This is a genomic window from Aeromonas sp. A04 (assembly GCF_047780465.1).
GTDB classification, from domain to species: Bacteria; Pseudomonadota; Gammaproteobacteria; order Enterobacterales; family Aeromonadaceae; genus Aeromonas; species Aeromonas bestiarum.
In genome coordinates this window covers 33155-57907 of record NZ_JBLNHP010000002.1, presented here as the reverse complement: position 1 = coordinate 57907, position 24753 = coordinate 33155, and the positions used below count along the sequence as shown (strand labels likewise).

General features: G+C 61.1%; 27 protein-coding genes. 14 read left to right on the top strand and 13 right to left on the bottom strand.

The features are described 5' to 3' along the window. Nucleotides 1-25 precede the first annotated feature (25 nt). The 12 genes from ACM3N8_RS08030 to glyA all read right to left on the bottom strand — a co-directional run bounded on the left by ACM3N8_RS08030 (nucleotide 26) and on the right by glyA (nucleotide 10832). The gene (locus tag ACM3N8_RS08030) at nucleotides 26-1750 is read right to left on the bottom strand and encodes a dipeptide ABC transporter ATP-binding protein (protein ID WP_416015936.1); all 1725 of its coding nucleotides are present in this window, start codon (nucleotides 1748-1750) and stop codon (nucleotides 26-28) included. Between the two features lie 511 nt (nucleotides 1751-2261). After that, nucleotides 2262-2756, bottom strand: a complete 495-nt coding sequence (locus tag ACM3N8_RS08025; RefSeq protein WP_043555036.1) for a phosphatidylglycerophosphatase A — start codon at nucleotides 2754-2756, stop codon at nucleotides 2262-2264. Then, complete coding sequence (gene thiL, locus ACM3N8_RS08020; RefSeq protein WP_416015934.1) at nucleotides 2753-3712, bottom strand: thiamine-phosphate kinase; 960 nt, start codon at nucleotides 3710-3712, stop codon at nucleotides 2753-2755. The genes ACM3N8_RS08025 and thiL overlap by 4 nt, the downstream gene beginning before the upstream one ends. Before the next feature lie 57 nt (nucleotides 3713-3769). Next, nucleotides 3770-4183, bottom strand: coding sequence for a transcription antitermination factor NusB (gene nusB, locus ACM3N8_RS08015; RefSeq protein ID WP_042035824.1), 414 nt, complete (start codon nucleotides 4181-4183; stop codon nucleotides 3770-3772). A 14-nt stretch (nucleotides 4184-4197) separates the two neighbouring features. Beyond that, entirely contained in the window at nucleotides 4198-4668 is a 471-nt protein-coding gene (gene ribE, locus ACM3N8_RS08010) for a 6,7-dimethyl-8-ribityllumazine synthase (protein ID WP_042866640.1), read from the bottom strand. Nucleotides 4669-4799: 131 nt separating this feature from the next. Next, on the bottom strand, nucleotides 4800-5909 hold the full coding sequence (gene ribBA, locus ACM3N8_RS08005) for a bifunctional 3,4-dihydroxy-2-butanone-4-phosphate synthase/GTP cyclohydrolase II (protein WP_043140152.1): 1110 nt from the start codon (nucleotides 5907-5909) through the stop codon (nucleotides 4800-4802). Nucleotides 5910-6051: 142 nt separating this feature from the next. Then, a complete protein-coding gene (locus ACM3N8_RS08000; protein WP_416015931.1) occupies nucleotides 6052-6705 on the bottom strand; it encodes a riboflavin synthase in 654 nt (217 codons plus the stop codon). A gap of 55 nt (nucleotides 6706-6760) precedes the next feature. Then, entirely contained in the window at nucleotides 6761-7870 is a 1110-nt protein-coding gene (ribD, locus tag ACM3N8_RS07995) for a bifunctional diaminohydroxyphosphoribosylaminopyrimidine deaminase/5-amino-6-(5-phosphoribosylamino)uracil reductase RibD (protein ID WP_043140151.1), read from the bottom strand. Between the two features lie 189 nt (nucleotides 7871-8059). Continuing rightward, nucleotides 8060-8509 (bottom strand): transcriptional regulator NrdR, encoded by a 450-nt coding sequence (gene nrdR / locus ACM3N8_RS07990; protein ID WP_042866644.1) that lies wholly within the window; start codon nucleotides 8507-8509, stop codon nucleotides 8060-8062. Between the two features lie 134 nt (nucleotides 8510-8643). Continuing rightward, complete coding sequence (locus ACM3N8_RS07985) at nucleotides 8644-8976, bottom strand: NIPSNAP family protein (RefSeq protein ID WP_378081360.1); 333 nt, start codon at nucleotides 8974-8976, stop codon at nucleotides 8644-8646. Nucleotides 8977-9041: 65 nt separating this feature from the next. After that, nucleotides 9042-9470 (bottom strand): hypothetical protein, encoded by a 429-nt coding sequence (locus ACM3N8_RS07980; protein WP_416015929.1) that lies wholly within the window; start codon nucleotides 9468-9470, stop codon nucleotides 9042-9044. A 108-nt stretch (nucleotides 9471-9578) separates the two neighbouring features. Beyond that, on the bottom strand, nucleotides 9579-10832 hold the full coding sequence (gene glyA / locus ACM3N8_RS07975; RefSeq protein WP_043555030.1) for a serine hydroxymethyltransferase: 1254 nt from the start codon (nucleotides 10830-10832) through the stop codon (nucleotides 9579-9581). A gap of 350 nt (nucleotides 10833-11182) precedes the next feature. Between glyA and ACM3N8_RS07970 the strand changes: the two genes are divergently transcribed. From ACM3N8_RS07970 to ACM3N8_RS07935, 8 genes are all read left to right on the top strand, one after another. Further along, nucleotides 11183-11413, top strand: a complete 231-nt coding sequence (locus ACM3N8_RS07970) for a hypothetical protein (protein WP_290017891.1) — start codon at nucleotides 11183-11185, stop codon at nucleotides 11411-11413. Continuing rightward, the gene (locus ACM3N8_RS07965) at nucleotides 11403-11690 is read left to right on the top strand and encodes a hypothetical protein (protein WP_043140140.1); all 288 of its coding nucleotides are present in this window, start codon (nucleotides 11403-11405) and stop codon (nucleotides 11688-11690) included. Before ACM3N8_RS07970 ends, ACM3N8_RS07965 begins: the two co-directional genes overlap by 11 nt. Before the next feature lie 23 nt (nucleotides 11691-11713). Next, nucleotides 11714-12118 carry a GFA family protein gene (locus ACM3N8_RS07960; protein WP_043140138.1) on the top strand — a complete coding sequence of 135 codons (405 nt, stop codon included), beginning with the start codon at nucleotides 11714-11716 and terminating at the stop codon, nucleotides 12116-12118. A 148-nt stretch (nucleotides 12119-12266) separates the two neighbouring features. Then, nucleotides 12267-12911, top strand: coding sequence for a molecular chaperone TorD (torD, locus tag ACM3N8_RS07955; protein ID WP_290017895.1), 645 nt, complete (start codon nucleotides 12267-12269; stop codon nucleotides 12909-12911). Between the two features lie 4 nt (nucleotides 12912-12915). Beyond that, nucleotides 12916-13284, top strand: coding sequence for a hypothetical protein (locus ACM3N8_RS07950; protein ID WP_043140136.1), 369 nt, complete (start codon nucleotides 12916-12918; stop codon nucleotides 13282-13284). Nucleotides 13285-13453: 169 nt separating this feature from the next. Further along, nucleotides 13454-14593 carry a hypothetical protein gene (locus tag ACM3N8_RS07945; RefSeq protein ID WP_043555023.1) on the top strand — a complete coding sequence of 380 codons (1140 nt, stop codon included), beginning with the start codon at nucleotides 13454-13456 and terminating at the stop codon, nucleotides 14591-14593. Then, the gene (locus ACM3N8_RS07940) at nucleotides 14583-15221 is read left to right on the top strand and encodes a hypothetical protein (protein WP_290017898.1); all 639 of its coding nucleotides are present in this window, start codon (nucleotides 14583-14585) and stop codon (nucleotides 15219-15221) included. The genes ACM3N8_RS07945 and ACM3N8_RS07940 overlap by 11 nt, the downstream gene beginning before the upstream one ends. A gap of 150 nt (nucleotides 15222-15371) precedes the next feature. Then, the gene (locus ACM3N8_RS07935) at nucleotides 15372-17822 is read left to right on the top strand and encodes an EAL domain-containing protein (RefSeq protein WP_043555019.1); all 2451 of its coding nucleotides are present in this window, start codon (nucleotides 15372-15374) and stop codon (nucleotides 17820-17822) included. A gap of 40 nt (nucleotides 17823-17862) precedes the next feature. Here the strand turns inward: ACM3N8_RS07935 and ACM3N8_RS07930 are convergent, their stop codons facing one another. Continuing rightward, entirely contained in the window at nucleotides 17863-18162 is a 300-nt protein-coding gene (locus tag ACM3N8_RS07930) for a hypothetical protein (protein ID WP_241325241.1), read from the bottom strand. A 168-nt stretch (nucleotides 18163-18330) separates the two neighbouring features. Between ACM3N8_RS07930 and acs the strand changes: the two genes are divergently transcribed. The 6 genes from acs to panF all read left to right on the top strand — a co-directional run bounded on the left by acs (nucleotide 18331) and on the right by panF (nucleotide 24678). Further along, nucleotides 18331-20277: an acetate--CoA ligase gene (acs, locus tag ACM3N8_RS07925; protein WP_378081352.1), complete on the top strand. Its 1947-nt coding sequence runs from the start codon at nucleotides 18331-18333 to the stop codon at nucleotides 20275-20277. Nucleotides 20278-20542: 265 nt separating this feature from the next. Further along, nucleotides 20543-20992 (top strand): type II 3-dehydroquinate dehydratase, encoded by a 450-nt coding sequence (gene aroQ / locus ACM3N8_RS07920; protein ID WP_043140128.1) that lies wholly within the window; start codon nucleotides 20543-20545, stop codon nucleotides 20990-20992. Nucleotides 20993-21028: 36 nt separating this feature from the next. Beyond that, a complete protein-coding gene (gene accB, locus ACM3N8_RS07915; protein WP_043140125.1) occupies nucleotides 21029-21484 on the top strand; it encodes an acetyl-CoA carboxylase biotin carboxyl carrier protein in 456 nt (151 codons plus the stop codon). A gap of 15 nt (nucleotides 21485-21499) precedes the next feature. Further along, nucleotides 21500-22840 carry an acetyl-CoA carboxylase biotin carboxylase subunit gene (accC, locus tag ACM3N8_RS07910; protein WP_042866664.1) on the top strand — a complete coding sequence of 447 codons (1341 nt, stop codon included), beginning with the start codon at nucleotides 21500-21502 and terminating at the stop codon, nucleotides 22838-22840. A gap of 127 nt (nucleotides 22841-22967) precedes the next feature. Then, complete coding sequence (locus ACM3N8_RS07905) at nucleotides 22968-23231, top strand: DUF997 family protein (protein WP_416015923.1); 264 nt, start codon at nucleotides 22968-22970, stop codon at nucleotides 23229-23231. Then, complete coding sequence (panF, locus tag ACM3N8_RS07900; protein WP_290017901.1) at nucleotides 23221-24678, top strand: sodium/pantothenate symporter; 1458 nt, start codon at nucleotides 23221-23223, stop codon at nucleotides 24676-24678. The genes ACM3N8_RS07905 and panF overlap by 11 nt, the downstream gene beginning before the upstream one ends. Nucleotides 24679-24753: the final 75 nt, after the last annotated feature.

Sequence of the window (24753 nt, the reverse complement as noted above, 5' to 3'; positions counted from 1 at the left end):
AGCAGACCGGCGAGCCGGCTCTTTCCTAGCTTGCGATTTCCAGCCCCTCGCGGGACATTCCCTTGAACTCCGGCATCAGCGAGATCAGCTTGCGGCTGTACTCATGCTCGGCATTGGTAAACAGTTTTTCGGTCTCGGCCACTTCCACCAGATGACCGTGCTGCATCACGCCGATGCGATCGCACATCTGGCGGATCACCGGCAGATCGTGACTGATGAACAGCATGGTCAGCCCGAGTTCCTGCTGCAGATCCTTGAGCAGGTTGAGGATCTGGGCCTGTACCGACACATCCAGCGCCGAGGTGGGCTCGTCGCAGATGAGGAAGCGCGGCCGGGTCGCCAGGGCGCGGGCGATGGAGATGCGCTGACGCTGACCACCGGAGAACTCGTGGGGATACTTGACCCCGGCCCCACGGCCGAGCCCGACGTGATCGAGCAGATCGTTGACGATTCCCTCGATCTGGCTTTCGCTGCCCGCCAGCTTATGGAAGCGGATGGGTTCGGCGATGATGTCACGCACCTTCATGCGCGGGTTCATCGAGGAGTAAGGGTTCTGGAACACCATCTGCATCTGGCGGCGCAGCGGACGGCGCTCGTGCTCCCCTTTCAGAGCCGTCAGATCGATCCCCTCGAAGAAGATCTTGCCGGTATCGGGCGGATATAGGCCTGTGATGGCACGGGCTATGGTGGATTTGCCGGAACCCGACTCCCCCACCAGACCGAAGGTTTCACCCTCGAAGATCTCGAAGCTGATGTTGTTGCAGGCACGCACATACTGGCGGCGGCTCGGGAAGATGGAGTCCTTGGTGACGAACCTCAGATCCACGTTCTCCACCCGCAGCAGGGCCCCCTCGTAGGTGCGCTCGTCCTGACTCTGGCCGAGCCAGTGGGTCTTGAGATCGATATTGGTATCCGGCGCACTGGCATCCTCGATATAGGAGACCAGCGGGAAGCGCACCAGCTTGACGTCCGAGCGGGGCACAGCCGAGATGAGACTGCGGGTATAAGGGTGAGTGGGGCGACCCAGCACCTGTTCGGTGGTACCGAACTCCACCAGATCGCCGCGATACATGACCGCCACCTTGTCGGTGACGTTGGAGACAACGCCCATGTCGTGGGTCACCAGCATGCAGCCCACCTGGCGCTCTTTGCAGAGGTTGCGGATGAGCTGGAGGATCTGATCCTGAATGGAGACGTCGAGGGCCGTGGTCGGCTCATCGGCGATGATGAGCTCGGGATCGCACGACAACGCGATGGCGATGACCACCCGCTGGCGCATGCCGCCGGAGAACTGATGCGGATACTGCTTGATGCGCAGCTCGGGCTGCGGGATCCCGACCGCGCCCATCAGCTCGAGCGCCTTGGCAAAGGCGGCATCGTGAGAGAGCTTGGTATTGGCCAGTATGGTCTCCACCAGTTGCTGCTCTACGGTGAACAGCGGATTGAGGGAGGTCATGGGATCCTGGAAGATGAAACCGATGCGGGAACCACGGATGGCCCGCATCTCGTTCTGGCTCTTGCCGGAGATGAGTTCGCCGTTGAGATAGATGTCACCACGGGCGATGCGGCCCGGCGGGCTCAGCAGATCGATGACGGCATTGCCTATGGTGGATTTACCGGCGCCAGATTCGCCCACCACACCGACGATCTCCCCTTTTTCGACACACAAAGAGAGATCTTTGACCGCGGCCAGCACCCCATAGCGGGAGGGGTACTCGATCCGCAAGTTTTTCACTTCGAGCAAGGACATGTTTACCTCTGCGGGGGACATCCGTCCCAAATAATTCGTCCGTAAATCGGCCGCAGATGCCGGTTGTGCCTTGAGTACTGATCTTGAGTGCTTTTCTGAGTAATAAACGCTCAATCCATGAGGCAGCGAAACCAGCGATCCGGGCGGGTTTTTTGCATTTTTTTGGAATAACCCGCGAGTAACTTAGACGGTTTGACCGCGAGTGTAAATGATCGGGTTATACAATTTCGCAATACTTTGCTCAGCCAGTGGCCATTGCAGCAGTCATAAATGATGACTTGCGTCACATAACCAGACTATATGACCACCATCAAGATTTTTTAGTGCTTTTACTTTCAACAAAGACGCAACAGGCGGGAATAATCACTATTGGCACAATAGCATTAAGCTTCGAATGAGTAGTGAATATTTATGTGAAATGATTTTTTAACGGCAGCATATGCCGATGAATGAAAACTAAACAGAGCTATATAGGGGGATGCCAGGCTGGCGATCCCCCTTGCGGGGAGATTCACCCCAGCCAGTATGCCAGCAATTGCATACAAAACAGGGCGAACAGGCCGGCGATGAGATCGTCCAGCATGATGCCGAGTCCGCCGTGAATGCGGCGATCAAACCAGGAGATGGGCCAGGGCTTGAACACATCAAACAGCCGGAACAGCACGAAACCGGCCAGCACCCACTGCCAACCGGCTGGCGCCGCTATCATGGTCACGCCAAAACCTATCACCTCGTCCCAGACGATGGCACCGTGATCCGGCATGCCGATGGCATCGGTGGCACTCTGGCAGATGCGAATGCCCGCCACAAACCCCACCGCCAGCAGGGCGATGAACCAGGGCGTCGGCAAACCGCTCACCAGCAGATAGAGCGGAATGGCGACCAGCGTCCCCATGGTGCCCGGCGCCCTGGGGGAGAGACCGGAGCCAAACCCCACCGCCAGCAAGTGCAGCGGGTGCTTCAGGTTCAGTCGTGTCAGTTCGGGCTTTATCCTGAACAAGCTCATGCGAAGTGATCCCACCCTTTCAGTTGCAGTTCAACCATTTGCTCGCCTCTCAGGTAGTCGATGCCCACCTCGCCCGCTACAATGCGGCCGATGCGGGTGAACTTGACGCCACAGTTGGCCAGCGCCGTATCCAGCGCGCCGCGATACTCCTCCGGCACGGTGAAACAGAGTTCGTAATCATCGCCACCGGCCAGCGCCAGCTGCCAGGCATCCTGCTCGGGTACCGCATCCTGCAGCACGGGCGAGAGGGGCAGCAGGCCGAGATCTATCTGCGCCCGCACCCCGGAGGCCTTGAGGATGTGGCCAAGATCCGAGGAAAGCCCGTCGGAGAGATCCAGCGCACTGCTCGCCAGCCCGCGCAGGGCCTGCCCTGCCAGAATGCGGGGATGGGGATGATCGAGCCGTGGCAGCACGGCGGCCAGCTGGTTCTCGTTGAGGCTGCGCTTGCCGAGCAGATGGGAGAGCGCCAGGGCGGCATCCCCCAGGGTGCCGGTGACATAGATGCCGTCGCCGGCCTTGGCACCGCTGCGCATCAGGGCGCGACCGGCGGGGACGGATCCCTTCACCGAGACTGTGATGGAGAGCGGGCCGCGGGTCATGTCCCCGCCCACCAGCGCCACGTTGTAGTATTCGGCCAGTTCGAGAAAGCCTTCGGCAAAGCCGGCGACCCAGGGTTCGTTGATGGCGGGCAGCGTCAGTGCCAGCGACACCCAGCGCGGCTCGGCGCCCATGGCGGCAAGGTCGGACAAATTGACCGCCAGCGCCTTGTAGCCGAGATCCACCGGATCCATGTCGGGGAAGAAGTGGACGCCGCTCACCAGGGTATCCGTGCTCACCGCCAGCTGAGTATCGGCCGGCAGGGTCAACAGGGCGCAGTCATCTCCAGGGCCCATCACCACGTCCTTGCGGGCGTGGGGGACCTTGAAGTACTTATCAATCAGCTCAAATTCACCCATACAGTAAAAAGCCAGCGGTTAGGCTGGCTCCTCTCTTAATGCTGACGGACAGCAGGATCAACGCTTGGCCAGCGTCTTGATCACCTTGTCCAGTACACCGTTGACAAACTTGTGGCTGTCATCGGCAGCAAAGGCCTTGGCCAACTCGATCGCTTCGTTGATCACCACGCGCGGCGGCACATCATCACGACGGGTCAGCTCATAGGTCGCCAGACGCAGGATCGCCTTGTCCACCATGTCCACTTCTTCCAGCGGACGGGAGAGGAAAGGGGAAAACACCTTGTCCAGCTCGTTGCAGTGGAGGGCTACCCCGAACAGCAGATCGCGGAAATAGTTCAGGTCCACACCCTTGGTGTCCTGATCTATCTTGAACTGCTCTTCGATGTCGCCCACGTTGGCCCTGGTCATCTGCCACTGGTAGATGGCCTGGGTGGCGCAATGGCGGGCTTTACGGCGCTCGGACGGTTTCAATGTACTTCTCCTCGTTACACGTCCAGCTGTTTCAGGACGTTGATCATTTCGAGCGCGCTCAGTGCAGCCTCTGCACCCTTGTTACCCGCCTTGGTACCGGCGCGCTCGATGGCTTGTTCAATGTTTTCTGTGGTCAGTACGCCGAAGGCAACGGGAATTTCATATTCCATCATTACCTGGGCCAGGCCCTTGCCGTTCTCGCTCGCCACCAGCTCGAAGTGGTAGGTGCCACCACGGATGACGGTGCCCAGCGCGACTATGGCGTCGTATTGACCACTCTTGGCCAGCTTTTTGGCAGCCAGGGGGATTTCGACGGCGCCCGGCACACGCACCAGGGTCAGATTGCTGTCCTGGATCTGGCCTTGACGCTTCAGCACGTCCACAGCACCGTCCACCAGGCTTTCGTTGATGAAGCTGTTGAAACGGGCAACGACAATAGCAACGCGCGCCTCAGGAGCGGCGATATTTCCTTCGATAACCTTCATTGGAAATCCTGTATCTGTGCAATCAAAAGGGGCCGGAGTCAAAAGTGCGCATATTCTAGCACAACAGACCCACGACAAAAACCATGGCCGCAACGGGCGGCCATGATCTCAATGTCATTCGGACGACGCGCTTATTCGCCCACGTATTCCACCACTTCCAGGCCGAAACCGCCGAGGGCGTGGTATTTCTTCGGTGAGCTCAACAGCCGCATCTTGCCGACCCCCAGCGTCTTGAGGATCTGGGAGCCCACGCCGACCCGGCGCGAGGTGCCCTGCCACTTGGCCCCTTCCGGTTGCAGCCCCTTGTCGGCGGCTTCAAAGCCCTTGACCCTGGCCAGCAGCTCCTCGCCGTGGGCCTCGGCCCCCAGGATCACCAGCACGCCACCTTCCTGGGCAATGCGGGCCATGGATTTGGGCAACGGCCAGCTGCGGGCGGCGTGACGGTCGGTCAGCAGCAGATCGCTCAGCACGTCGTGCAGATGGACCCGCACCAGGGTCGGCTGCTCGGCCTGTACTTCGCCTTTCTTCAGGGCAAAGTGCACCTGGTTGTCTATGGTGTCGCGGAAGGTGATGAGGTCGAACTCGCCGTATTCGGTAGGCAGCTTGCACTCGGCCACCTTCTCGACCGTGGTTTCGTGCTGGTTGCGGTATTCGATAAGGTCGGCAATGGTGCCAAGCTTGATGCCGTGCTGCTCGGCGAAGATCTCCAAGTCAGGCCGGCGCGCCATGGTGCCATCCTCGTTGAGGATCTCGACGATGACGGAGGCCGCCTCGTAGCCCGCCAGCCGGGCCAGATCGCAGCCCGCTTCGGTGTGACCGGCACGGGTCAGCACGCCGCCATCCTGCGCCATCAGCGGGAATATGTGGCCCGGCTGCACCAGATCGGCGGCCTTGGCATTGGGCGCCACCGCAGCCTGTACCGTGACGGCGCGATCGGCAGCCGAGATGCCAGTGGTCACCCCTTCGGCCGCTTCTATGGTGACGGTGAAGGCGGTGGAGAACTGGGCATTGTTGCGATCAACCATCAGCGGCAGCGCCAGCTGCTTGCAGCGATCCCGGGTCAGGGTCAGGCAGATGAGACCACGGCCATAGCGGGCCATGAAGTTGATATCCTCCGGGCGGACACAGGAGGCGGCCATGATGAGGTCCCCTTCGTTCTCCCTGTCTTCGTCATCCATCAGGATCACCATCTTGCCAGCCTTGATATCGGCAATGATTTCCTGGGTTGTGCTCAGCGCCATGGGTTACTCCATCAACATGCTTGGGGGATTGAGCCTGCCGGCTCGGCTTGATACGGGATTATTCTGCTCTAGATGGGGGCACAAGGCCCCATTTCAATCGGAGCGGGATCACAGAAAAGCGTTTTTCCCGCGGCATCGGCCGTTACAGGAAGCCGGACTGGGCCAGCTTTTCCAGCGTCAGGGTCGATGACGAGCTGTCATGGGCCTTGCCTTGCATCAGTCGCTCCAGATAGCGGGCTATCTGATCCACCTCGAGATTCACGCTATGGCCCGGTTTCCAGCGCGCTATGGTGGTCTCCTGCGCCGTGTGGGGCACTATGGTGAGCCGGAACAAGTCCCCCTGCACGGCGTTGACCGTCAGGCTGATGCCGTCCACCGCGATCGAGCCCTTCTCGGCTATGTAGCGGGAGAGCGACCCTGGCGCCTTGATCCAGTATTCGATGGCGCGGCCGCTGCTGGACTTGCTCTTCACCTCCCCCACTCCGTCCACATGACCGGAGACCAGATGGCCGCCCAAGCGGGAGCTGGGCATCAGCGCCTTCTCCAGATTGACGGGATCGCCCACCTTGGCCGTGGCAAAGCCGGTGCACGACAGGGTCTCCAGCGACACATCGGCGCTGTAGCGCTGGTCGCCAAGGCTAATCACAGTCAGGCAGACACCGTTGGTGGCGATGGAGTCACCCAGTTTGACGTCACTGAAATCCAGAGTCGGGGCCTGGACGGTGAGAACCATGTCTTCACCCTGGCGACGCAGCTCGGCCAGGGTGCCCACAGCTTCGATAATTCCGGTAAACATGCAGATCACCTTGCTGATGACGGGGCCGGACAGGCCCCAGATAAACATTGAAAAATCAGGCTATTTTGGCCGTGATGCGAATGTCCTGCCCCACCAGCCGCACATCCTTGATGTTGAGCTTGGGTGCCTGGAACAGCCGGGTGAGTTCGGGCAGATGGAACAGGCCACGCCCCTCATCCCCCATCAGTCTGGGTGCCTGGTAGAGCACCAGCTCATCCACCAGCCCCTTGTTCAACAGGGCGCCACACAGCCGCGGCCCCGCCTCCACCAGCACCGAGTTGATGTGCTGCTTGGCCAGCAGCATGAAGAGGCTGACCAGATCCAGCTTGCCATCCAGCAACGGCAGCTCCAGTTGCTGCACCCAGGCGGGCCAGTCGCCGGCAGCCTTGTGGCGGGCCAGCAAGACAGGGCCTGTGCTCTGGAACAGGGGCAGGTCCGGGGTGAGCCGGTTTTGCGAGTCGACTATGACCCGCAGCGGCTGGCGCAGGGTCTCTTTGGGGTAACTGGCCTTGACCGAGGGGGGCAGCTCGTCCCAGCGCACGGTCAGGGAGGCGCCATCGGCCAGCACGGTTTCGGCGCTGGAGAGCACGGCGTCGTGACGGGCCCGCAGTCGCTGCACATCGGCACGGGCCAGGGGCCCCGTTATCCACTGGCTCTCACCGCTTGCCATGGCGGTGCGGCCATCCAGGCTGGCGCCGAGCTTGACCGTCACCTGCGGGAAAGCGGTGCGCATCCGCTTGAAGAAGCCCGGATTGAGTGCCTCGGCCTCGGCGCTGAGCAGGCCGAAGTCGGTCTTGATGCCGGCCTCAGACAACATGCGCAGCCCGCGTCCACCCACCTCGGGATTGGGATCGACCATGGCGGCCACCACCCGGGTCACCCCGGCCTTGATCAGCGCCTCGGCGCAGGGCGGGGTACGGCCATAGTGGGAACAGGGTTCCAGGGTCACATAGGCGGTGGCGCCACGGGCCTGTTCACCGGCGGCATGCAGGGCATAGACCTCGGCATGGGGCTCGCCGGCACGCTTGTGCCAGCCCTCACCGACCACAACGCCGGCTTTCACCAGCACGGCACCGACGCAAGGGTTGGGCGCCGTGGTATAGCGGCCGCGGCGGGCCAGTTCGAGGGCCCGACTCATCCATTGGTAATCATCTTGACTAAACATCTGAGCTCCCGTTCAAAGCGAGAAAATGGGCGTTGCAGGTTCGATTAGCGCAGCGAGATCGGACGTTGGGAAAGCTTGTTTCTCCAACTTCGTAATCTCTTCGCCGCTTCTTGCCATAAACAAGGCGAATCTCTTCGACGCCGCGATAGGTGGAAACGAAGCGGATATCAGCTTGCCCACCCGACAGCGTTACTTCTCCAGCTTGGCGATCTCTTCGCCAAATTCACGAATGTCTTCGAAGCTGCGATAGACGGAGGCGAAGCGGATATAGGCGACCTTGTCCAGGCCCTTGAGCTCATCCATCACCAGGTTGCCCACCAGCTGGGAGGCGACTTCGCGCTCACCTGTGGCCCGCAGGCGGGACTTGATGTGATTGACCCCCTTCTCGATGGCCTCCATGCTCACCGGCCGCTTCTCCAGTGCCCGCAGTATGCCGGCACGCAGCTTGTCTTCGTTGAAGGGTTCACGGGAGCCGTTGGACTTGATGACGCGGGGCATCACCAACTCGGCCATCTCGAAGGTAGTGAAGCGCTCGTGACAGAGCAGACACTCACGACGGCGGCGCACCTGATGGCCTTCTGCCACCAGACGGGAATCGATCACCTTGGTATCAACGGCACTACAGAAAGGGCAATGCATCTGACCTCCGGCGTTAACTGAAAAGGCACCTGCCCCGCGGGGTCAGGATCTTGGTCGGCCAGTGTAGCACGGCCATCCAAAGCCGGTAAAAGCCCAGAAAAACAATATGTCACCGCAGCTGCACCTTGGCCGTCTCAGCCAGTGCGCAGCGCCTCTATAGCCTCGCCTGGCAACCAAATCACAGTATTTGCATCCCCCTCGATCAGCGCAACGATGGCCTCTCTCGGGCCTGTTTGCCAGGCCTTGGTCCCATAGAATGCCGCCTGGGAGCGGTTCAGATGCTCAAGGTCATCGTAGGCCCGCATCAGAAAATAGGCGTCCGGATCATGCAAGGAGGGGCCATGGCTCACCACATCCATCCCCCAGGCAAGGTGCAAGGGCAGGCTCTGCTCGGTAACCAGCCGATGAAAAGCCGCACGGCTCCCGGCCTTGAGCCGATAGCTCCGGATCTCCAGCACTCGCTTCATCACGCTTTCTCCTGCTAAAAACGGCGTAAAAATGCCCGTATGGCGCCACTCAATCGACCAGAGGCTCAATCGTCATAGGGCAAGGCGTCGGGGTCGCAGTCCACATGGTCGGGCGCCGGGTCTTGCTCGAACTGCACCGCATCGATATGGGTATGGCCCTGCATCAGCGCCTTGCTCACCCTGTGCATGCCATCCATGACCCTGCCCGCACTGTCCAGAATGATGGGATAGACGAGGTCGACGGCCAGCATCAGCTGACAGTGCTCGACTATGCTGCGCACCGTGGGCCGGATGTTCCCATGCCCGTACCAGTGCTCACTATCGAGCTCCGCGATCTGCGAGAGCGGCACAGCTTGCACCGGCAGCCCGCGGCTCAGCCGCACCAGACGGCGCACATCCCATGCCAGCAGGCCCTCGGGGCTATCGCGAAAGTGATACTGGGCGCGGATGGCAGAGATGAGTTCCTCATCACTGAGCGCGGTCTGATTTGGCATGGTGCCTCCTCTGTCGGTCGAATGAGTACAGCCCTATGGCAAGGCCGGAGCAGAAACAACAATGCCACCCTGGGGTGGCATTGTTTTTATACCAGAGTCTCTGGCGTATCAGGCATAAACCGGGAAACGACGGCAGATATCCAGTACCTGCTCGCGCACTGTGGCCAGCACGGCATCGTTGTCATGGTTGTCCAGCACGTCGCAGATCCAGTTGGTCAGCTGGATGGACTCGGCTTCCTTGAAACCACGGCGGGTGATGGCCGGGGTACCGATCCGCACACCCGAGGTGACGAAGGGAGAGCGCGGGTCGTTCGGCACCGAGTTCTTGTTGACCGTGATGTTGGCCTTGCCAAGGGCGGCATCGGCTTCTTTACCGGTCAGCTCGCGGCCGATCAGGTCAACCAGCATCAGATGGTTGTCGGTACCGCCGGAGACGATCTTGTAACCGCGCTCGATGAAGGTGGCCGCCATGGCCTTGGCGTTCTTGACGACCTGAGCCTGATAGGTCTTGAACTCGGGCTCAAGCGCTTCCTTGAACGCCACGGCTTTACCGGCGATGACGTGCATCAGCGGGCCGCCCTGGCCGCCCGGGAAGACGGCGGAGTTCAGCTTCTTGTAGAGCTCTTCGTCGTCGGCGGCGGAGAGGATCAGGCCACCACGGGGACCGGCCAGGGTCTTGTGGGTGGTGGAGGTAACCACGTGGGCGTGGGGCACCGGGTTCGGGTAGACGCCAGCGGCAATCAGACCGGCCACGTGCGCCATGTCGACGAACAGCCAGGCACCGATCTTGTCGGCGATTTCGCGCATGCGCGCCCAGTCAACCACGCCTGAGTAGGCGGAGAAGCCACCTATCATCATCTTCGGCTTGTGCTCGACCGCCAGACGTTCCATCTCGTCATAGTCGATCTTGCCGGACTCATCGATACCGTAAGGAATGATGTTGTACAGCTTGCCGGAGAAGTTGACCGGGGAGCCGTGGGTCAGGTGACCACCGTGGGCCAGGTTCATGCCCAGCACGGTATCGCCCGGCTGCAGCAGGGCCATGTAGACGGCGCTGTTGGCCTGGGAGCCGGAGTGCGGCTGCACGTTGGCATAGGTGGCACCAAACAGTTCCTTGGCGCGCTCGATGGCCAGGGTTTCGACCACGTCGACGTACTCGCAACCACCGTAGTAGCGCTTGGCCGGATAGCCTTCGGCGTACTTGTTGGTCAACTGGGAGCCCTGGGCTTCCATGACGCGGGGGCTGGTGTAGTTCTCAGACGCGATCAGCTCGATATGCTCTTCCTGACGACGGGTCTCGTCTGTGATGGCCTGCCACAGCTGGGGATCATAGCCTGCGATGGTCATGTCACGTTTCAACATCCGTTTCTCTCCTGAAAATCGTTTGCGCGTTAGGTGAAGTGGGCAGCGGCATTGTAACGTGAGCGAGATCAAAGAGACAGTCCAACCACCCAAAAAAATGTTTAAAAAATGTAAAATGTGTCGCAAATATCCAAGCCAGCGCCAGGTGAGCTGTCTCCCGAGAGGGTGCCGGTCAAGGCCCTCTTTCCCATGCCTCCTTCCCTGCTGTTCACTCCTCCACAGCGCAGCAAGCCGCCGCAAGCACAGCCAACAAACAGCAAAAACCAGAGCCGGATCATGGATATAGCGTTTACTAACAGATAACATCTTTGCGTGGCACAGTGGTTGCCCAGCCAAGATGGAGGCTAACAATGCCGAGCAAGGCCCTCACCCTGCTCCCGATGGATCTGGATCTGCACCTTCCCCTGGCGCTCACCCTCCGCCAGCACACCTGCCGACCCTGGGTTGGTGGCGACGACCGCCTGACTGAGCCGCCCAGCCGCCGCCGGCCGCCCCATTGCAACGCCATGTTCCCGACCCACTTCCGCCTCTCTCTTCCTTCTCTGCACCGGCTCTATACGGGAGTACGCCATGATGGATAACCTGATGCTTTTTCTGATCATATCGGTATTCGCTGTTTTCTATTGGGTCTACTATACCGGCAGTCGCAAGAGCCCCTTTACCCACCAGTGGGAGGCCTTGCCCACCCGGGAGCAGTATCTGGCCGCCCATCCGGAGGCCGTCGATGGCGATATCATCTTCTGCATTCATTGCGGCCATCATGAGCAACTGGACGTCGGCCTGCTGCATCAGACCGACTTCCGGCGCCAGCATATCTGCACCCGTTGCAAGCAGGCGCTCTACCGCGAAGAGCGCTGAATCATCAGCCAAGGAACCGCAAGATGAAACAATTGACCGCCAGCTGCCTGTGTGGCGCCGTGGCCCTGAGCCTGCCCGACCGGTTCGACTACCTGGGCAACTGCCACTGCTCCGAGTGCCGCAAGTTCTCCGGTGCCGATTACGCCCCGGTCGGCGGGCTGGACGGTGACAAGGTCACTGTCACCCGTGGTGAAGAGGCCATCAGCCGCTTTCAGAAATCCCCCGAGACCAGCCTCGCCTTCTGTCGCCACTGCGGCTCCAGCCTGTTCAGCGAGAAGCGCAGCAGCGGCAAGCTGAACCTGCGCCTCGGCATCCTCAACGAGGCGCCGACCCAGCGACCCGGCTTCCACATCTTCGTTGGATCCAAGGCGCCCTGGCACGAGATCTGTGATGCACTGCCGCAGTTCGAGACCCGCCCCACGCCCTGACGTCGTCGCCGACATACCCTGAAAACGTCGCCTCCGGCGGCGTTTTTGCTGGCCTGTTCGGTGAATTGTCACCTATGGGTTAACTTTTCTGCCAAAGCCGTTAGAATCGGGCTCACTCTGTTTCCCGCTTGCCATCCACGGAGGAAAAATGCAGGAATTTCTGGCCACTAGCGAACGTCGGGCCGAACTGTACTGGTGGTTTGCCACCCTGTTTAGCGCCGAGCTCAGCGATGAACAGATCGCCGAATACGACAGCTACGATGTGCGAAGCTTCCTGAAGAGCCTCTCCACGCTGGATCCCATGCGCCCGGCCGTCGCCGAGCTCAACGAGGCCATCACCCGCCTGCTGGTGCGCCCGGATCGGGCCCTAGCCCTGGCGGCCGATTTCAAGGCACTGTTTCTGGCCGACCCGGCCGTTCAGCCTTATGAATCCGCCCATCTGACGGCCGCATCCCTGGTGCGCATGCAGCAACGGCTGGCACGGCTCGCCATCGACGTCAGCGCCAAGTACCCGCAGCCGGTCGATCATCTGGGGGTCGAGCTGGATCTGATGGGCAATCTCATCATACGCGCCGCCGAGGCCACCAGTGCCGATCAACGTGAACTCTGGCTCGGCGAGCAGGAAGAGTTGCTGCACACTCATCTGCTGGTCTGGTTCCCCCATTTCGAGGCCGCCTGCCGCGCCGCCGATCCATTCGGCTTCTATGGCGCCAGCGCCCGCCTGCTGGGGGTATTCCTCACCATGGATGCCAACTACCTCAGCCTGGTCAAACCGGCCCGCTCCGCCGACTGAGTCGATGAAAACCGCCCTGTTGCTGATCGCCTGCTGGCTGCTGACCCTGATCCCGCAGGATCAGGGTCTGACGCCGCTCTTCAGCCTGCTGTTCCATCCGGACAGAGACTTGTATGGTACGGCACAGCTCACCGGCTTTGGCGGCATATTGCTGACCCTCTACCTCGCCAACCTGGGGGTGGAGGTGGTACTGCGCCGCCGCTTTCAGATAGCCGGCATGCTCACCCTGCTGGTCGCCTGGATAGGTTTTATCAATGCCAGCGGCAGCGAGGCCCACTGGCTCTTGTTACTTGCCCTCTCCCTGCCCTTTCAGGTGCTCGGCCTGCTGGTACTGGCGCGCGGCATTCAGGCATTCGGCCGCCAGAAGGGCTGAAAAAGCGCCAAAAGTATTACAAATCATGACAGCCGGATCCGCAGATCCCCCGTTATCGCGGGGCTGACGCAACCACAGCCGGTAACATCCGCTTACATTCAGCTCCCATTCAGTTTTGTTGCAACCGTTATAGTGCCGCTCCTTTTCCCACCGATACAGGAGCAACCCCATGCCTCCACAGGACGCACGCATCACGGGTCTCGACCTGTTGCGAGGGCTCGTCATCTTCATGGCCGTCTTCGAACACTACACCGGCTACCTCAACTACTGGTACATCGATTTCTTCACCCGGGAACAGGCCCTGTGGGACAGCTTCTATCTGTCGCACAAGGCCATGGCCGGCCATCTGCTGCCCATGGATCACACCACGGCCCAGGTCTCGGCCTGGCTCATTCCCTGGGTGAGCCAGATCTACCTGGCCCTGGCGGCCTTCAACCTGAGCCGTCGCGATCAGGCCAGCTTCAGACCGCAGCTGGGCGGCAAGCTGGTGTTGTTTGCCAGCATCATTCTGGTGCTCTATGTCGAGGGACTGGTCATAGCCCCCAACTTCGGCGAGGCCATCTCCTTCTATCCGGTCATGCTGTGGATGTGCCTGCTGGCGCTCTTCTCCCTGGTCTACGCCTGGTTCGGCATTCGCGGCATGCTGCTGCTGACCCTGCTCAGCCTGCTGCTGGATCAACTCGGCGTGCAGACCCTGCTCGGCCACATCGACGGCTGGATGAAGCTGCACGTGCACCCCGACTATGAGCTGGATGCCCGCCTCGATCTCTTCATGGCCAGCGGCTGCTTCGGCTTTCTGTATGGCTGGTGCTGGCATCAGCGTCCCCAATGGCGGGATCGCCTCAACGGCCTGGTGCTCACCCTCTCCCTCATAGCCCTCGCCGTTTACCTGGTGTTTGGCGAGAGCAGTTCGGTCGAACTCAACGACATCTACGCCAACGAGCATGAGCTGGCGATGGACATGACGGGCCGCGCCGGGATCTGGGGCATGGAGTTTCTGGTGATCGGGGTCGTGCTCTGGCTGCATCAGCGCAACATCCGCCTGTGCTGGCGCCCGCTCAACTGGATTGGCATGTATTCGCTGACCGTCTTCATCTTCCACAAGAGCATCTTCGTGCACCTGTGGGGCCCCTTGCTGCTGTGGTGGACTGCGCGCCAGGGCACCATATTGCCCAACAGCTTCGGCCTCATCATGGCACTCAGCGCCACCAGCGTGCTGCTCATCTACGCCTTCCAGCGCTCCGGCATCATCTGCCATCTGATGGGCATGCATCAGGACAGAGACTGGGTGCGGCTCTATGGCAAGTAGTCATCGCTGGCTGCTGCTGACCCTTGCCCTGGCCTTGCCCCTGTCAGCCAAGGAGCCGGACAACCAGTGGCAAGTGGGCGGCCAGTGGCAGCTTGGCAGCAATCAGGCGGGGGTCAGCGCCGATGCCAGCATGCAGTTCTGGCTCGCCTACGAGCGGGAAACCCAGGTCGGCCTGCTCTTCGCCGATGGCCAGAGCGCCGGGCTGGCCTTGCCGCTATATAAAAAGAGCTTCTTTGCGGTCGGCGTCGCTCCCATGCAGGTGGTCGATCGTACTCGCTTCAGCGCGCTCTGGCGCCTCGGCTGGCAGCTGGACGAGGATCATCAGCTGACCCTGGGCCAGCTCTATGATATCACCGGCCGCTATGGCCAGATCTGGTATATGGAGCACAGCCTGCCGCTGCCGGCAGCCCTCTCCCTCAACCTCTGGCTGACCCGGGGCAGTCAGGCGCACATGGCAGCCTATGATGCCGATGCGGGTTGGCGGGACTGGGGGCTCACGCTGGAGCGCAGCTGGGCCTGGCAGCAATGGCGGCTTGGCACCGAGCTCGGGGCCAAGCAGTGGCTGATCAAGGAGCACGACTGGCAGCCTGTGGTGTACCTGACCCTGAGCTATCGCTTCAGCTGGTAGCGCCCCCACCACGGCACCTTTGACAAGCCAACCCCTGAACGGGTCAGGCACCAGATAGGGGGCAAATGCAGCCCCCTCTCTTCCCTCCAAAGCGCTTCATGCCATACTGACAACACCTTAAATGACAATAAAGTCAATTCAGGAGCCGTCATGCGTGAAGAGACATCCGAATCCATGCCTGATCCGCCGATACCGGGTCAGCTGAATCCAAACGAGCTGCAGCAACTGTTCGAGCTGGCGCCGTTTGGCATAGGCGTGTTCGACCGCCAATTTCGCTGCCGCAGCGTCAATCAGACCCTCGCCGATATCAACGGCCTCTCCCGGGAGGATCACTACGGCAAATACCTGCGTGAGATAGTGCCGACGCTGGCACCTGTGCTGGAACCCCTGTTCCAGCAGATCATCAGCAGCGGCGTCCCCCAGGTGGAGCTGAGCCTGAGCGGCCAGACGGCGGCGCATCAGGGCCAGCAACGGCACTGGCAGGCCATTTACAGCCCCATGCGGGATGAGCAGGGCACGCCTGACGGCATCCTGACCATAGTGCGGGATGTGACCGAACAGGTCGAGGCGCAGCAACGGCTGCAACTGGCCATGAGCGCCGGCCAGGTCGGGGTCTGGGAGTGGCACGTGGCAGAGGATCGGCTGCAATTTGATGGTCAGGTCGAGCGCCTGCTCGGCACGCAAGCCAATCAATTTCAGGGGGGAATGGATCAGTTCATCAAGCGCTTCGACCCGGTATCGGGGGAGCAACTCAGATCGGCACTCAAGGGCACGGCCCCCCTTCACCTGACCCTGAGCTATCTGGGGCCCGATCAGGTGCGGGGCTGGGTCGATCTCCACGCCGATCACGTGGCGGCCACCGACAGTCTGGGGCGTCGCATCATGGGGGTGCTCCACGACGCGACCGATCGCTGCATCCAGGAGGACCGGCTGCGCCAGGCCAATGTGGTATTCGAAACCACGGCCGAGGGCATCATCATCATGGATGGCCAGCGCCAGATCATCTCGGTCAATCCGGCCTTCTGCAACATGACCCAATATGAAGCGGACGAGATTGTGGGCAAGTCGCCGGAATCCATCATGCATCCGCGCCGCCATACCGACATCGACTACCCCTGGCATACCCTGCTGCCCGGCAGCCATGCCTGGCACGGGGAGATGATGTGCCTGCGCAAGGATGGCGGCTACTTCACCTCCTGGCAGCATGTCAGCGCCGTCTACGACAGTCGCCACAACACCACCCACTACGTGATCGCCTTCTCCGACATCAGCGCCATCCGCAAGGCCGAGGCACAGCTCAATCACCTCGCCTATCACGATCCCCTGACCGAGCTCGGCAACCGCAACCTGCTGCAGGAGCGGCTCGAACTGGAGCTCAAGACAGCCCAGCTCAACCGGCAGCGGCTCGCCCTGCTGTTCATCGACCTGGACGGCTTCAAGCTGATCAATGACAACCTGGGCCACAGGGCGGGGGATCAGCTGCTCAAGCTGCTGGCCGAACGCATCCGCCTCTGCCTGCGTCACAACGATGTGGCCACCCGGCTCGGTGGGGATGAATTCCTGGTGTTGATCCCCTATTTCGAGCAGCCAGAAGAGCTGGAGCGGCTCGCCGAACAGCTGCTGGCCCGCCTGCGCGAGCCGGTCGAGCTGGCGCACGAGCAGGTCGCCGTCTCCGCCAGCATAGGCATAGCCCTCTACCCGGAACACGCCCAGAACCCAGATGCCCTGGTCAGCGCCGCCGACAACGCCATGTACGAGGCCAAGAGTCAGGGCCGCAACGGCTATCTGTTCTACACCCCCGGCATGGCCGAGCAGATCCGTGAGCGCATGAGCATGGAGCAGGGACTGATCAAGGCCATAGAGCAGCATCAGCTCTGCATCCTGTACCAGCCCATGACGGATCTGACCAGCAACCGCCTGAGCGGGCTGGAGGCCCTGCTGCGCTGGCAGCATCCCGACGAGGGCATGATAGCCCCCGCCCGCTTCATCCCGGTGGCCGAGGAGTGCGGTCTGATAGAGCAGATTGGGGAGTGGGTGATGCGCACCGCCTGTCAGCAAGGGCAGACGTGGCTGGCGGCCGGGCTGTCGGTGCCACGGCTCTCGGTCAATGTCTCGGTGCGGGAGATGCGATCCCTTGGCTATGTGGAGCGGGTCGCCGCCATTCTGGCGGAGACAGGTTTCCCGCCTGAGCGGCTGGAGATAGAGGTCACTGAAAGCATCATACAGCGGGTCGATCAGAGCCTTTTGCTGTTCACCCGCCTGAAGGCGCTGGGAGTGCAGATCGCCATCGACGACTTCGGAACCGGCTTCTCATCCCTGAGCCTGCTGAAAAGCCTGCCCATCGATCGCATCAAGATAGACCGCACCTTCGTGCAGGCCCTGCCGGATGACAAGCACAGCCGGGAGCTGTGCCGCACCATCATCAACCTGGCCGACAGCCTGAACATGGCAGTCACCGCCGAGGGGATAGAAACCCAGGCTCAGCGCCAGTTTCTGCAATCCTTGCACTGCCAGGAGGGACAGGGCTATCTGTTCAGCCACCCCTTGACCGAACCCCATCTGGCGGCGCAGCTGGCTCCCCAGAAGGGAGTCTGGTGCTGAAACGGGTGTGGCAACAAATGCTCGATGACAGATAAACAACTCACTCGCTGAACGTCAATCGGGCACCCCATCCCTCACTCTGCCCCTGGGGCGAGTCTGCCAGCAGAGAATTCTGTGGATAGGGCGACTTTTTCTCTTCGAGGGTGACGGACACCGGCGGTTTGCGGGCCAGAAATGCACTCCCCATCTGCTCGGCGACACGCTCCCGCACCGCCGGCGAGCCCGTCTGTTCGCGGGTCACGGCAAACTCTTTGGGCTGGGGAGCCGCCAGTGCGGCGTCATCGGCAAGCGGGGGGGCATCGAACTGCCAGAGAGAGGTGCAAAGGAACAAGGACAGCATGGCTATCTCCATCGATAAAACCGATGTTTTTACTCAATCACCGATGAATTGTCACTCATGGCGCTGTAAGCGGATGTTTCCATCTATCCAAAAGTCTAATTGCCCTCCCTCGCCAAAGGTATAAGTTGTTATCTAATCATTACGAGAATGTATTCAAAGGAGTGACAGATGAGCGAGAGCAAGGTCTACCCGGTCAAGGCCCACATCAGCAAGGGCGCCCTGTTGAACAAGGCAGGCTATGAGGCCATGTACCAGGCCTCGGTGCAGGATCCGGATGCCTTCTGGGGCGAGCAGGGAAAAATCCTCGACTGGATCAAGCCCTATACCAAGGTCAAGAACACCTCCTACGACCCGGGCCACGTCTCCATCAAGTGGTATGAAGATGGCCTGCTCAACGTCTCGGCCAACTGCCTGGATCGCCATCTGGCACAGCGCGGTGACAAGGTCGCCATCATCTGGGAAGGGGACAACCCGGCCGAGGATCGCAAGCTGACCTACCGCGAGCTGCACGCCGAGGTGTGCAAGTTTGCCAACGTATTGAAAGCACAAGGTGTGCATCGGGGTGACGTGGTCTGCCTCTACATGCCCATGGTGCCGGAAGCGGCCATCGCCATGCTGGCCTGTACCCGCATCGGCGCCGTGCACAGCATAGTCTTCGGCGGCTTCTCGCCGGAGGCCCTGGCCGGTCGCATCATAGACTCCGGCTCCTCCATCGTCATCACGGCCGACGAGGGGCTGCGCGGCGGCCGCCCTGTCCCGCTCAAGAAGAACGTGGATGAAGCGCTCACCAACCCGGAGACCCAGGTCAGCAAGGTGATAGTGCTCAAGCGTACCGGCGGCAAGGTCGCCTGGCACGGCCACAGGGACATCTGGTGGCACGAAGCCATCACGACCGTCAGCGCCGACTGCCCGCCCGAGGCCATGGGTGCCGAAGATCCCCTGTTCGTCCTCTACACCTCGGGTTCCACCGGCAAGCCCAAGGGCGTGCTGCACACCACGGGCGGCTATCTGGTCTATGCCACCCTCACCTTCAAGTACATTTTCGACTACCACGAGGAGGACATCTACTGGTGTACCGCCGACGTGGGCTGGGTCACGGGTCACTCCTATCTGGTCTACGGGCCTCTCGCCAACGGCGCCACCACCATCATGTTCGAAGGGGTGCCCAACTACCCGGCCACCAACCGCATGAGCCAGGTGGTGGACAAGCACCAGGTCAGCATCCTCTATACGGCACCGACGGCGATCCGCGCCCTGATGGCCAAGGGCCGTGATGCGGTCGAGGGTACCTCGCGTTCGAGCCTGCGCATCATGGGTTCCGTGGGTGAGCCCATCAACCCGGAAGCCTGGGAGTGGTACTACCGCACCATAGGCGAGGAGCGCTGCCCCATAGTCGATACCTGGTGGCAGACCGAAACCGGCGGCATCCTCATCAGCCCGCTGCCCGGCGTCACCGATCTCAAGCCAGGCTCGGCCACCCGTCCCTTCTTCGGCGTGCAGCCGGCGCTGGTGGACAACATGGGCGAACCGCTGGAGGGGGCCACCGAGGGCAACCTGGTGATCACCGACTCCTGGCCGGGCCAGATGCGCACAGTGTTCGGCGATCACGAACGCTTCGAGCAGACCTACTTCTCCACCTTCCCGGGCCGCTACTTCACCGGCGACGGCGCTCGTCGCGACGAGGATGGTTACTACTGGATCACCGGGCGGGTGGATGATGTACTGAACGTCTCGGGCCACCGCATGGGCACAGCCGAAATTGAATCTGCGCTGGTCTCCCATCCCAAGGTTGCCGAAGCGGCCGTGGTAGGGGTGCCCCACGAGATCAAGGGTCAGGGCATCTACGCCTATGTCACCCTGATCGCCGGGGAAGAGCCAAGCCGCGAGCTGCATAAAGAGGTGAAGGAGTGGGTGCGCAAGGAGATTGGCGCCATCGCCACCCCGGATGTGATCCACTGGGCCGAGGGGCTGCCCAAGACCCGTTCCGGCAAGATCATGCGCCGTATATTGCGCAAGATCGCCACCGGCGAGACCGACAGTCTGGGGGATATCTCCACCCTGGCGGATCCGGGCGTAGTCGACAAGCTCATTCGCGAGAAGTCGGAAGCGGCTTGATCCCGCCCCTTATCCACCTCCAAAGCCGGCCCTGTGCCGGCTTTGTCGTCTCTGCTACTGAGCAATTGAACAGCGAACCAATAAGCTCAAAAAATAGACAGATGTAGAGATTAGACCAGTAAAATGCTGCTAATTTTCACGAAATCAATATAATTGCGAAATCTGTGTACCAGTGCACACCGAATTGCGCAGAAAATGGCTAGATTTCTGGTAGTCCACAAGATAGCTGATAGATAGCAGCATTATCATCGAGGATGTACTCAATATGTCGCAACATCACCGAATTCTCCTGCTCAACGGGCCTAACCTGAACCTGCTGGGCAAACGGGAACCGGGCATCTACGGCAGCAAGACGCTCGACGAGATCGTTGCCGATCTGATGCACAACGCCAGCGAACTCGGCGCCACACTGGAACACCTGCAATCCAACGCCGAACATGAGTTGGTCAGCCGCATTCACCAGGCCATGGGCCAGGTGGATTTTATCATCATCAATCCGGCCGCCTTCACCCACACCAGCGTCGCCATTCGCGATGCGCTGCTGGGTGTGGCCATCCCCTTTATCGAGGTTCACCTGTCAAACGTCCATGCCAGGGAACCCTTCCGTCATCACTCCTATCTGTCTGATGTCGCCAGGGGGGTGATCTGCGGGCTGGGTGCCGATGGCTACCAATTCGCTTTAACCGCGGCCGTGCATCAGTTGCGCGCGGCTTGATAATCACTGATCAGATAAAGAAGAAAGAGAATGCTAATGGATATCCGCAAAATCAAGAAGCTGATTGAACTGGTTGAAGAGTCCGGCATCGCCGAACTGGAGATCTCCGAGGGTGAAGAGTCCGTTCGCATCAGCCGCAACTTCTCCGGTCAGGTGACCACCGCCATGCCGCAGATGATGATGCAGCCAGCCATGGCCCCTGCCGCCGCACCGGCAGCTAGCGCCGCAGCACCGACCGCAGAGGCGGCCGCGCCGAGTGGCCATCTGATGCGCTCCCCCATGGTGGGTTCCTTCTATCGCTCCTCCAGCCCGGAAGCCAAACCGTTCGCGGAAGTGGGTCAGCACGTCAATGTCGGCGATACCCTGTGCATCGTCGAAGCCATGAAAATGATGAACCAAATCGAGTCTGACAAGGCCGGCGTGATCAAAGCGATCCTGGTTGAAAATGGTCAGGCCGTCGAATTTGACGAGCCGCTGTTCATCATCGAATAAGGGAAATTGCCACCCATGTTGGACAAAGTAGTCATCGCCAACCGCGGTGAAATTGCCCTGCGGATCCTGCGCGCTTGCAAAGAGCTCGGGATCAAGACAGTGGCCGTTCACTCCACCGCCGATCGGGAGCTCAAACATGTGCTCCTGGCCGACGAAACCATCTGCATCGGCAAGCCTGCCAGCGGTGAATCCTACCTCAATGTGCCGGCCATCATAGCCGCCGCCGAGGTGACGGGTGCCGTTGCCATCCACCCGGGTTACGGCTTCCTCTCCGAGAACGCCGATTTCGCCGAAGTGGTCGAGAAATCCGGCTTCATCTTCATCGGCCCGCGTGCCGAGACCATTCGCCTGATGGGTGACAAGGTCTCCGCCATCGAGGCGATGAAGAAGGCTGGCGTACCTTGCGTACCAGGCTCCGACGGCCCCGTCGACAGCGATGCCAAGCACAACGCCGCCATCGCCAAGCGCATCGGTTATCCGGTGATCATCAAGGCCGCCGGTGGCGGTGGTGGTCGCGGCATGCGCGTGGTGCGCAGTGAAGCCGAGCTGGCTGCCGCCATCGCGCTGACCAAATCCGAAGCAGGCCAGTTCTTCAAGAACGACATGGTCTACATGGAGAAGTACCTGGAAAACCCGCGCCATATCGAAATTCAGATATTGGCAGACGGCCAGGGCAACGCCCTCTATCTGGGCGAGCGTGACTGCTCCATGCAGCGTCGCCACCAGAAAGTGGTCGAAGAGGCACCGGCACCCGGCATCACCGAAGAGATGCGCAAGTTCATCGGCGAGCGCTGCGTGCGCGCCTGTATCGAGATCGGCTACCGCGGTGCGGGGACCTTCGAGTTCCTGTACGAAAACGGCGAGTTCTATTTCATCGAGATGAACACCCGTATCCAGGTTGAGCATCCGGTCACCGAGATGGTCACCAGCGTGGATCTGATCAAGGAGCAGCTGCGCATCGCCGCCGGTCAGCCCCTGTCGATCACCCAGCAGGACATCCGCATCCGTGGCCATGCCATCGAATGCCGGATCAACGCCGAAGACCCGGCCACCTTCATGCCGTCTCCGGGCCTGATCCAGCGCTTCCACGCGCCGGGTGGTCTGGGCGTACGTTGGGATTCCCACATCTACGCCGGTTACAAGGTGCCGCCTTACTACGACTCCATGATCGGCAAGCTGATCTGCTACGGCGAGAACCGTGACGTCGCCATCGCCCGCATGCGCCAGGCGCTGGACGAGCTGGTGGTGGAAGGGATCAAGACCAACGTCTCCCTGCAAAAAGAGATCATGAAGGACGAAAACTTCCAGCACGGTGGGACCAATATCCACTATCTGCACAAGAAGTTGGGTCTGTAAGGATCCAAGGCAGAACAATGACTTCCGATAGAAGTCAGCTCCGCAAGGAGCCTCTGTTGAAAAAGGGCCATGGCGACATGGCCCTTTTTTGTTATCCTTGCGCCCCTCAAAATTGTCGGAGGCCAAGGTGAATCGTTTCGCGCTCGCTCGCCGGGAAGCAGCCCTCTGCCTGCTGCTGACCCTGCTCTACTTCCTTGCCTGGTATGGCACTGCCTATTTCATCCCCGAAGAGATCGAATACTGGGACATGCCGCTCTGGTTCCTGCTCAGCTGCATTGTGATGCCGCTGCTGTTCATAGTGCTGTGCGGCCTGATGGTGGATCGCCTGTTTGTGGATATTCCCCTCGATACGCCTCATCCCCCTGCCAAGGAGTCCACCCATGAATCTTGAGCTGATGCTGCCGCTCATCATCTATCTGGTGCTGGTGCTGGGAGTCGGCTTCTGGGCCAGCCGCCACCGCGCCGGCGGCGACTTCGTGCAGGAGTACTTCATCGGCAACCGCAGCATGGGCGGTCTGGTGCTGGCCATGACCCTGGTGGCCACCTACACCTCGGCCTCCTCCTTCATCGGCGGGCCCGGTGCGGCCTACAAAATCGGCCTGGGCTGGGTGCTGCTGGCGATGATCCAGCTGCCCACCGTCTGGCTCACCCTGGGGGTGCTCGGCAAGAAGTTCGCCATCATAGCCCGCCGGGTCAATGCGGTGACCATCAACGACATGCTGTGGGCCCGCTACCAGAGCAAGGCGGTGGTGGTGCTGGGCTCCGTCACCATCATCCTCGCCTTTATCGCGACCATGGTGGTGCAGTTCATCGGCGGCGCCCGCCTGCTGGAGACGGCGACCGGCCTCAGCTATCAGCAGGGGCTCTTCCTGTTTGCCAGCTGCGTGCTGCTCTACACTGTGATCGGCGGCTTTCGCGCCGTGGTGATGACCGACGCCCTGCAGGGGATCATCATGCTGATCGGCACCGGCGCCCTGCTGGCGGGCATTCTGGTGGCAGGCGACGGCCTGCCCAATCTCATCCACCAGCTCAAGGTGATAGATCCCAAGCTGGTGAGCCCGCAGGGGGCCGGCGACATGCTGACCCAGCCCTTCATGCTGAGCTTCTGGATCCTGGTCTGTGTCGGTGTGGTGGGGCTGCCCCACTCGGCCCTGCGCTGCTTTGGCTATCGCGATAGCAAGGCGCTGCACAGAGGCATTCTCATCGGCACCGTGGTCAGCGCCCTGCTGATGTTCGGCATGCACCTGGCCGGGGCGCTCGGTCGCGCCATCCTGCCCGGCATGGACAGCCCGGACAAGATCATGCCCTCGCTGATGATGGAGGTGCTGCCCCCCTGGCTGGCCGGGGTCTTCCTGGCGGCGCCCATGGCGGCCATCATGTCTACCATCGACTCCCAGCTGATCCAGGCCTCCGCGACCCTGGTGAAGGATCTCTACCTCAACTACCTCAGTCCGAAGCAGGAGAAGCTGGAGGTGCACATTCCCCGCCTCTCCCTGCTCTGCACCCTGATCCTGGGCACGCTAGTGCTGCTGGCGGCGCTGCAGCCCCCCGAGATGATCATCTGGCTCAACCTGCTCGCCTTCGGCGGCCTGCAGGCCGTGTTCCTGTGGCCGCTGGTACTCGGCCTCTACTGGTCGCGGGCCAACGGCCCCGGCGCCCTGGCCTGCATGGTGTCCGGCATCGTCTGCTATGGCGTGCTGAGTCAGTGGGGGATCAAGCTGGCCGGACTGCACGCCATAGTGCCGAGCCTGGGGCTGGGGCTGGCCGCCTTCGTGGTGGTCAGCCTGCTGACACCGCCACCCAGCCAGAGCGTGCGGCGATTGTTTGAACAGCAATAACAAATAGATTAATAAAGGGTTCCAAAACTATCCCCAAATGGGTGTTTTGCGGGTAAACTGTGCGCCAAGTCACAA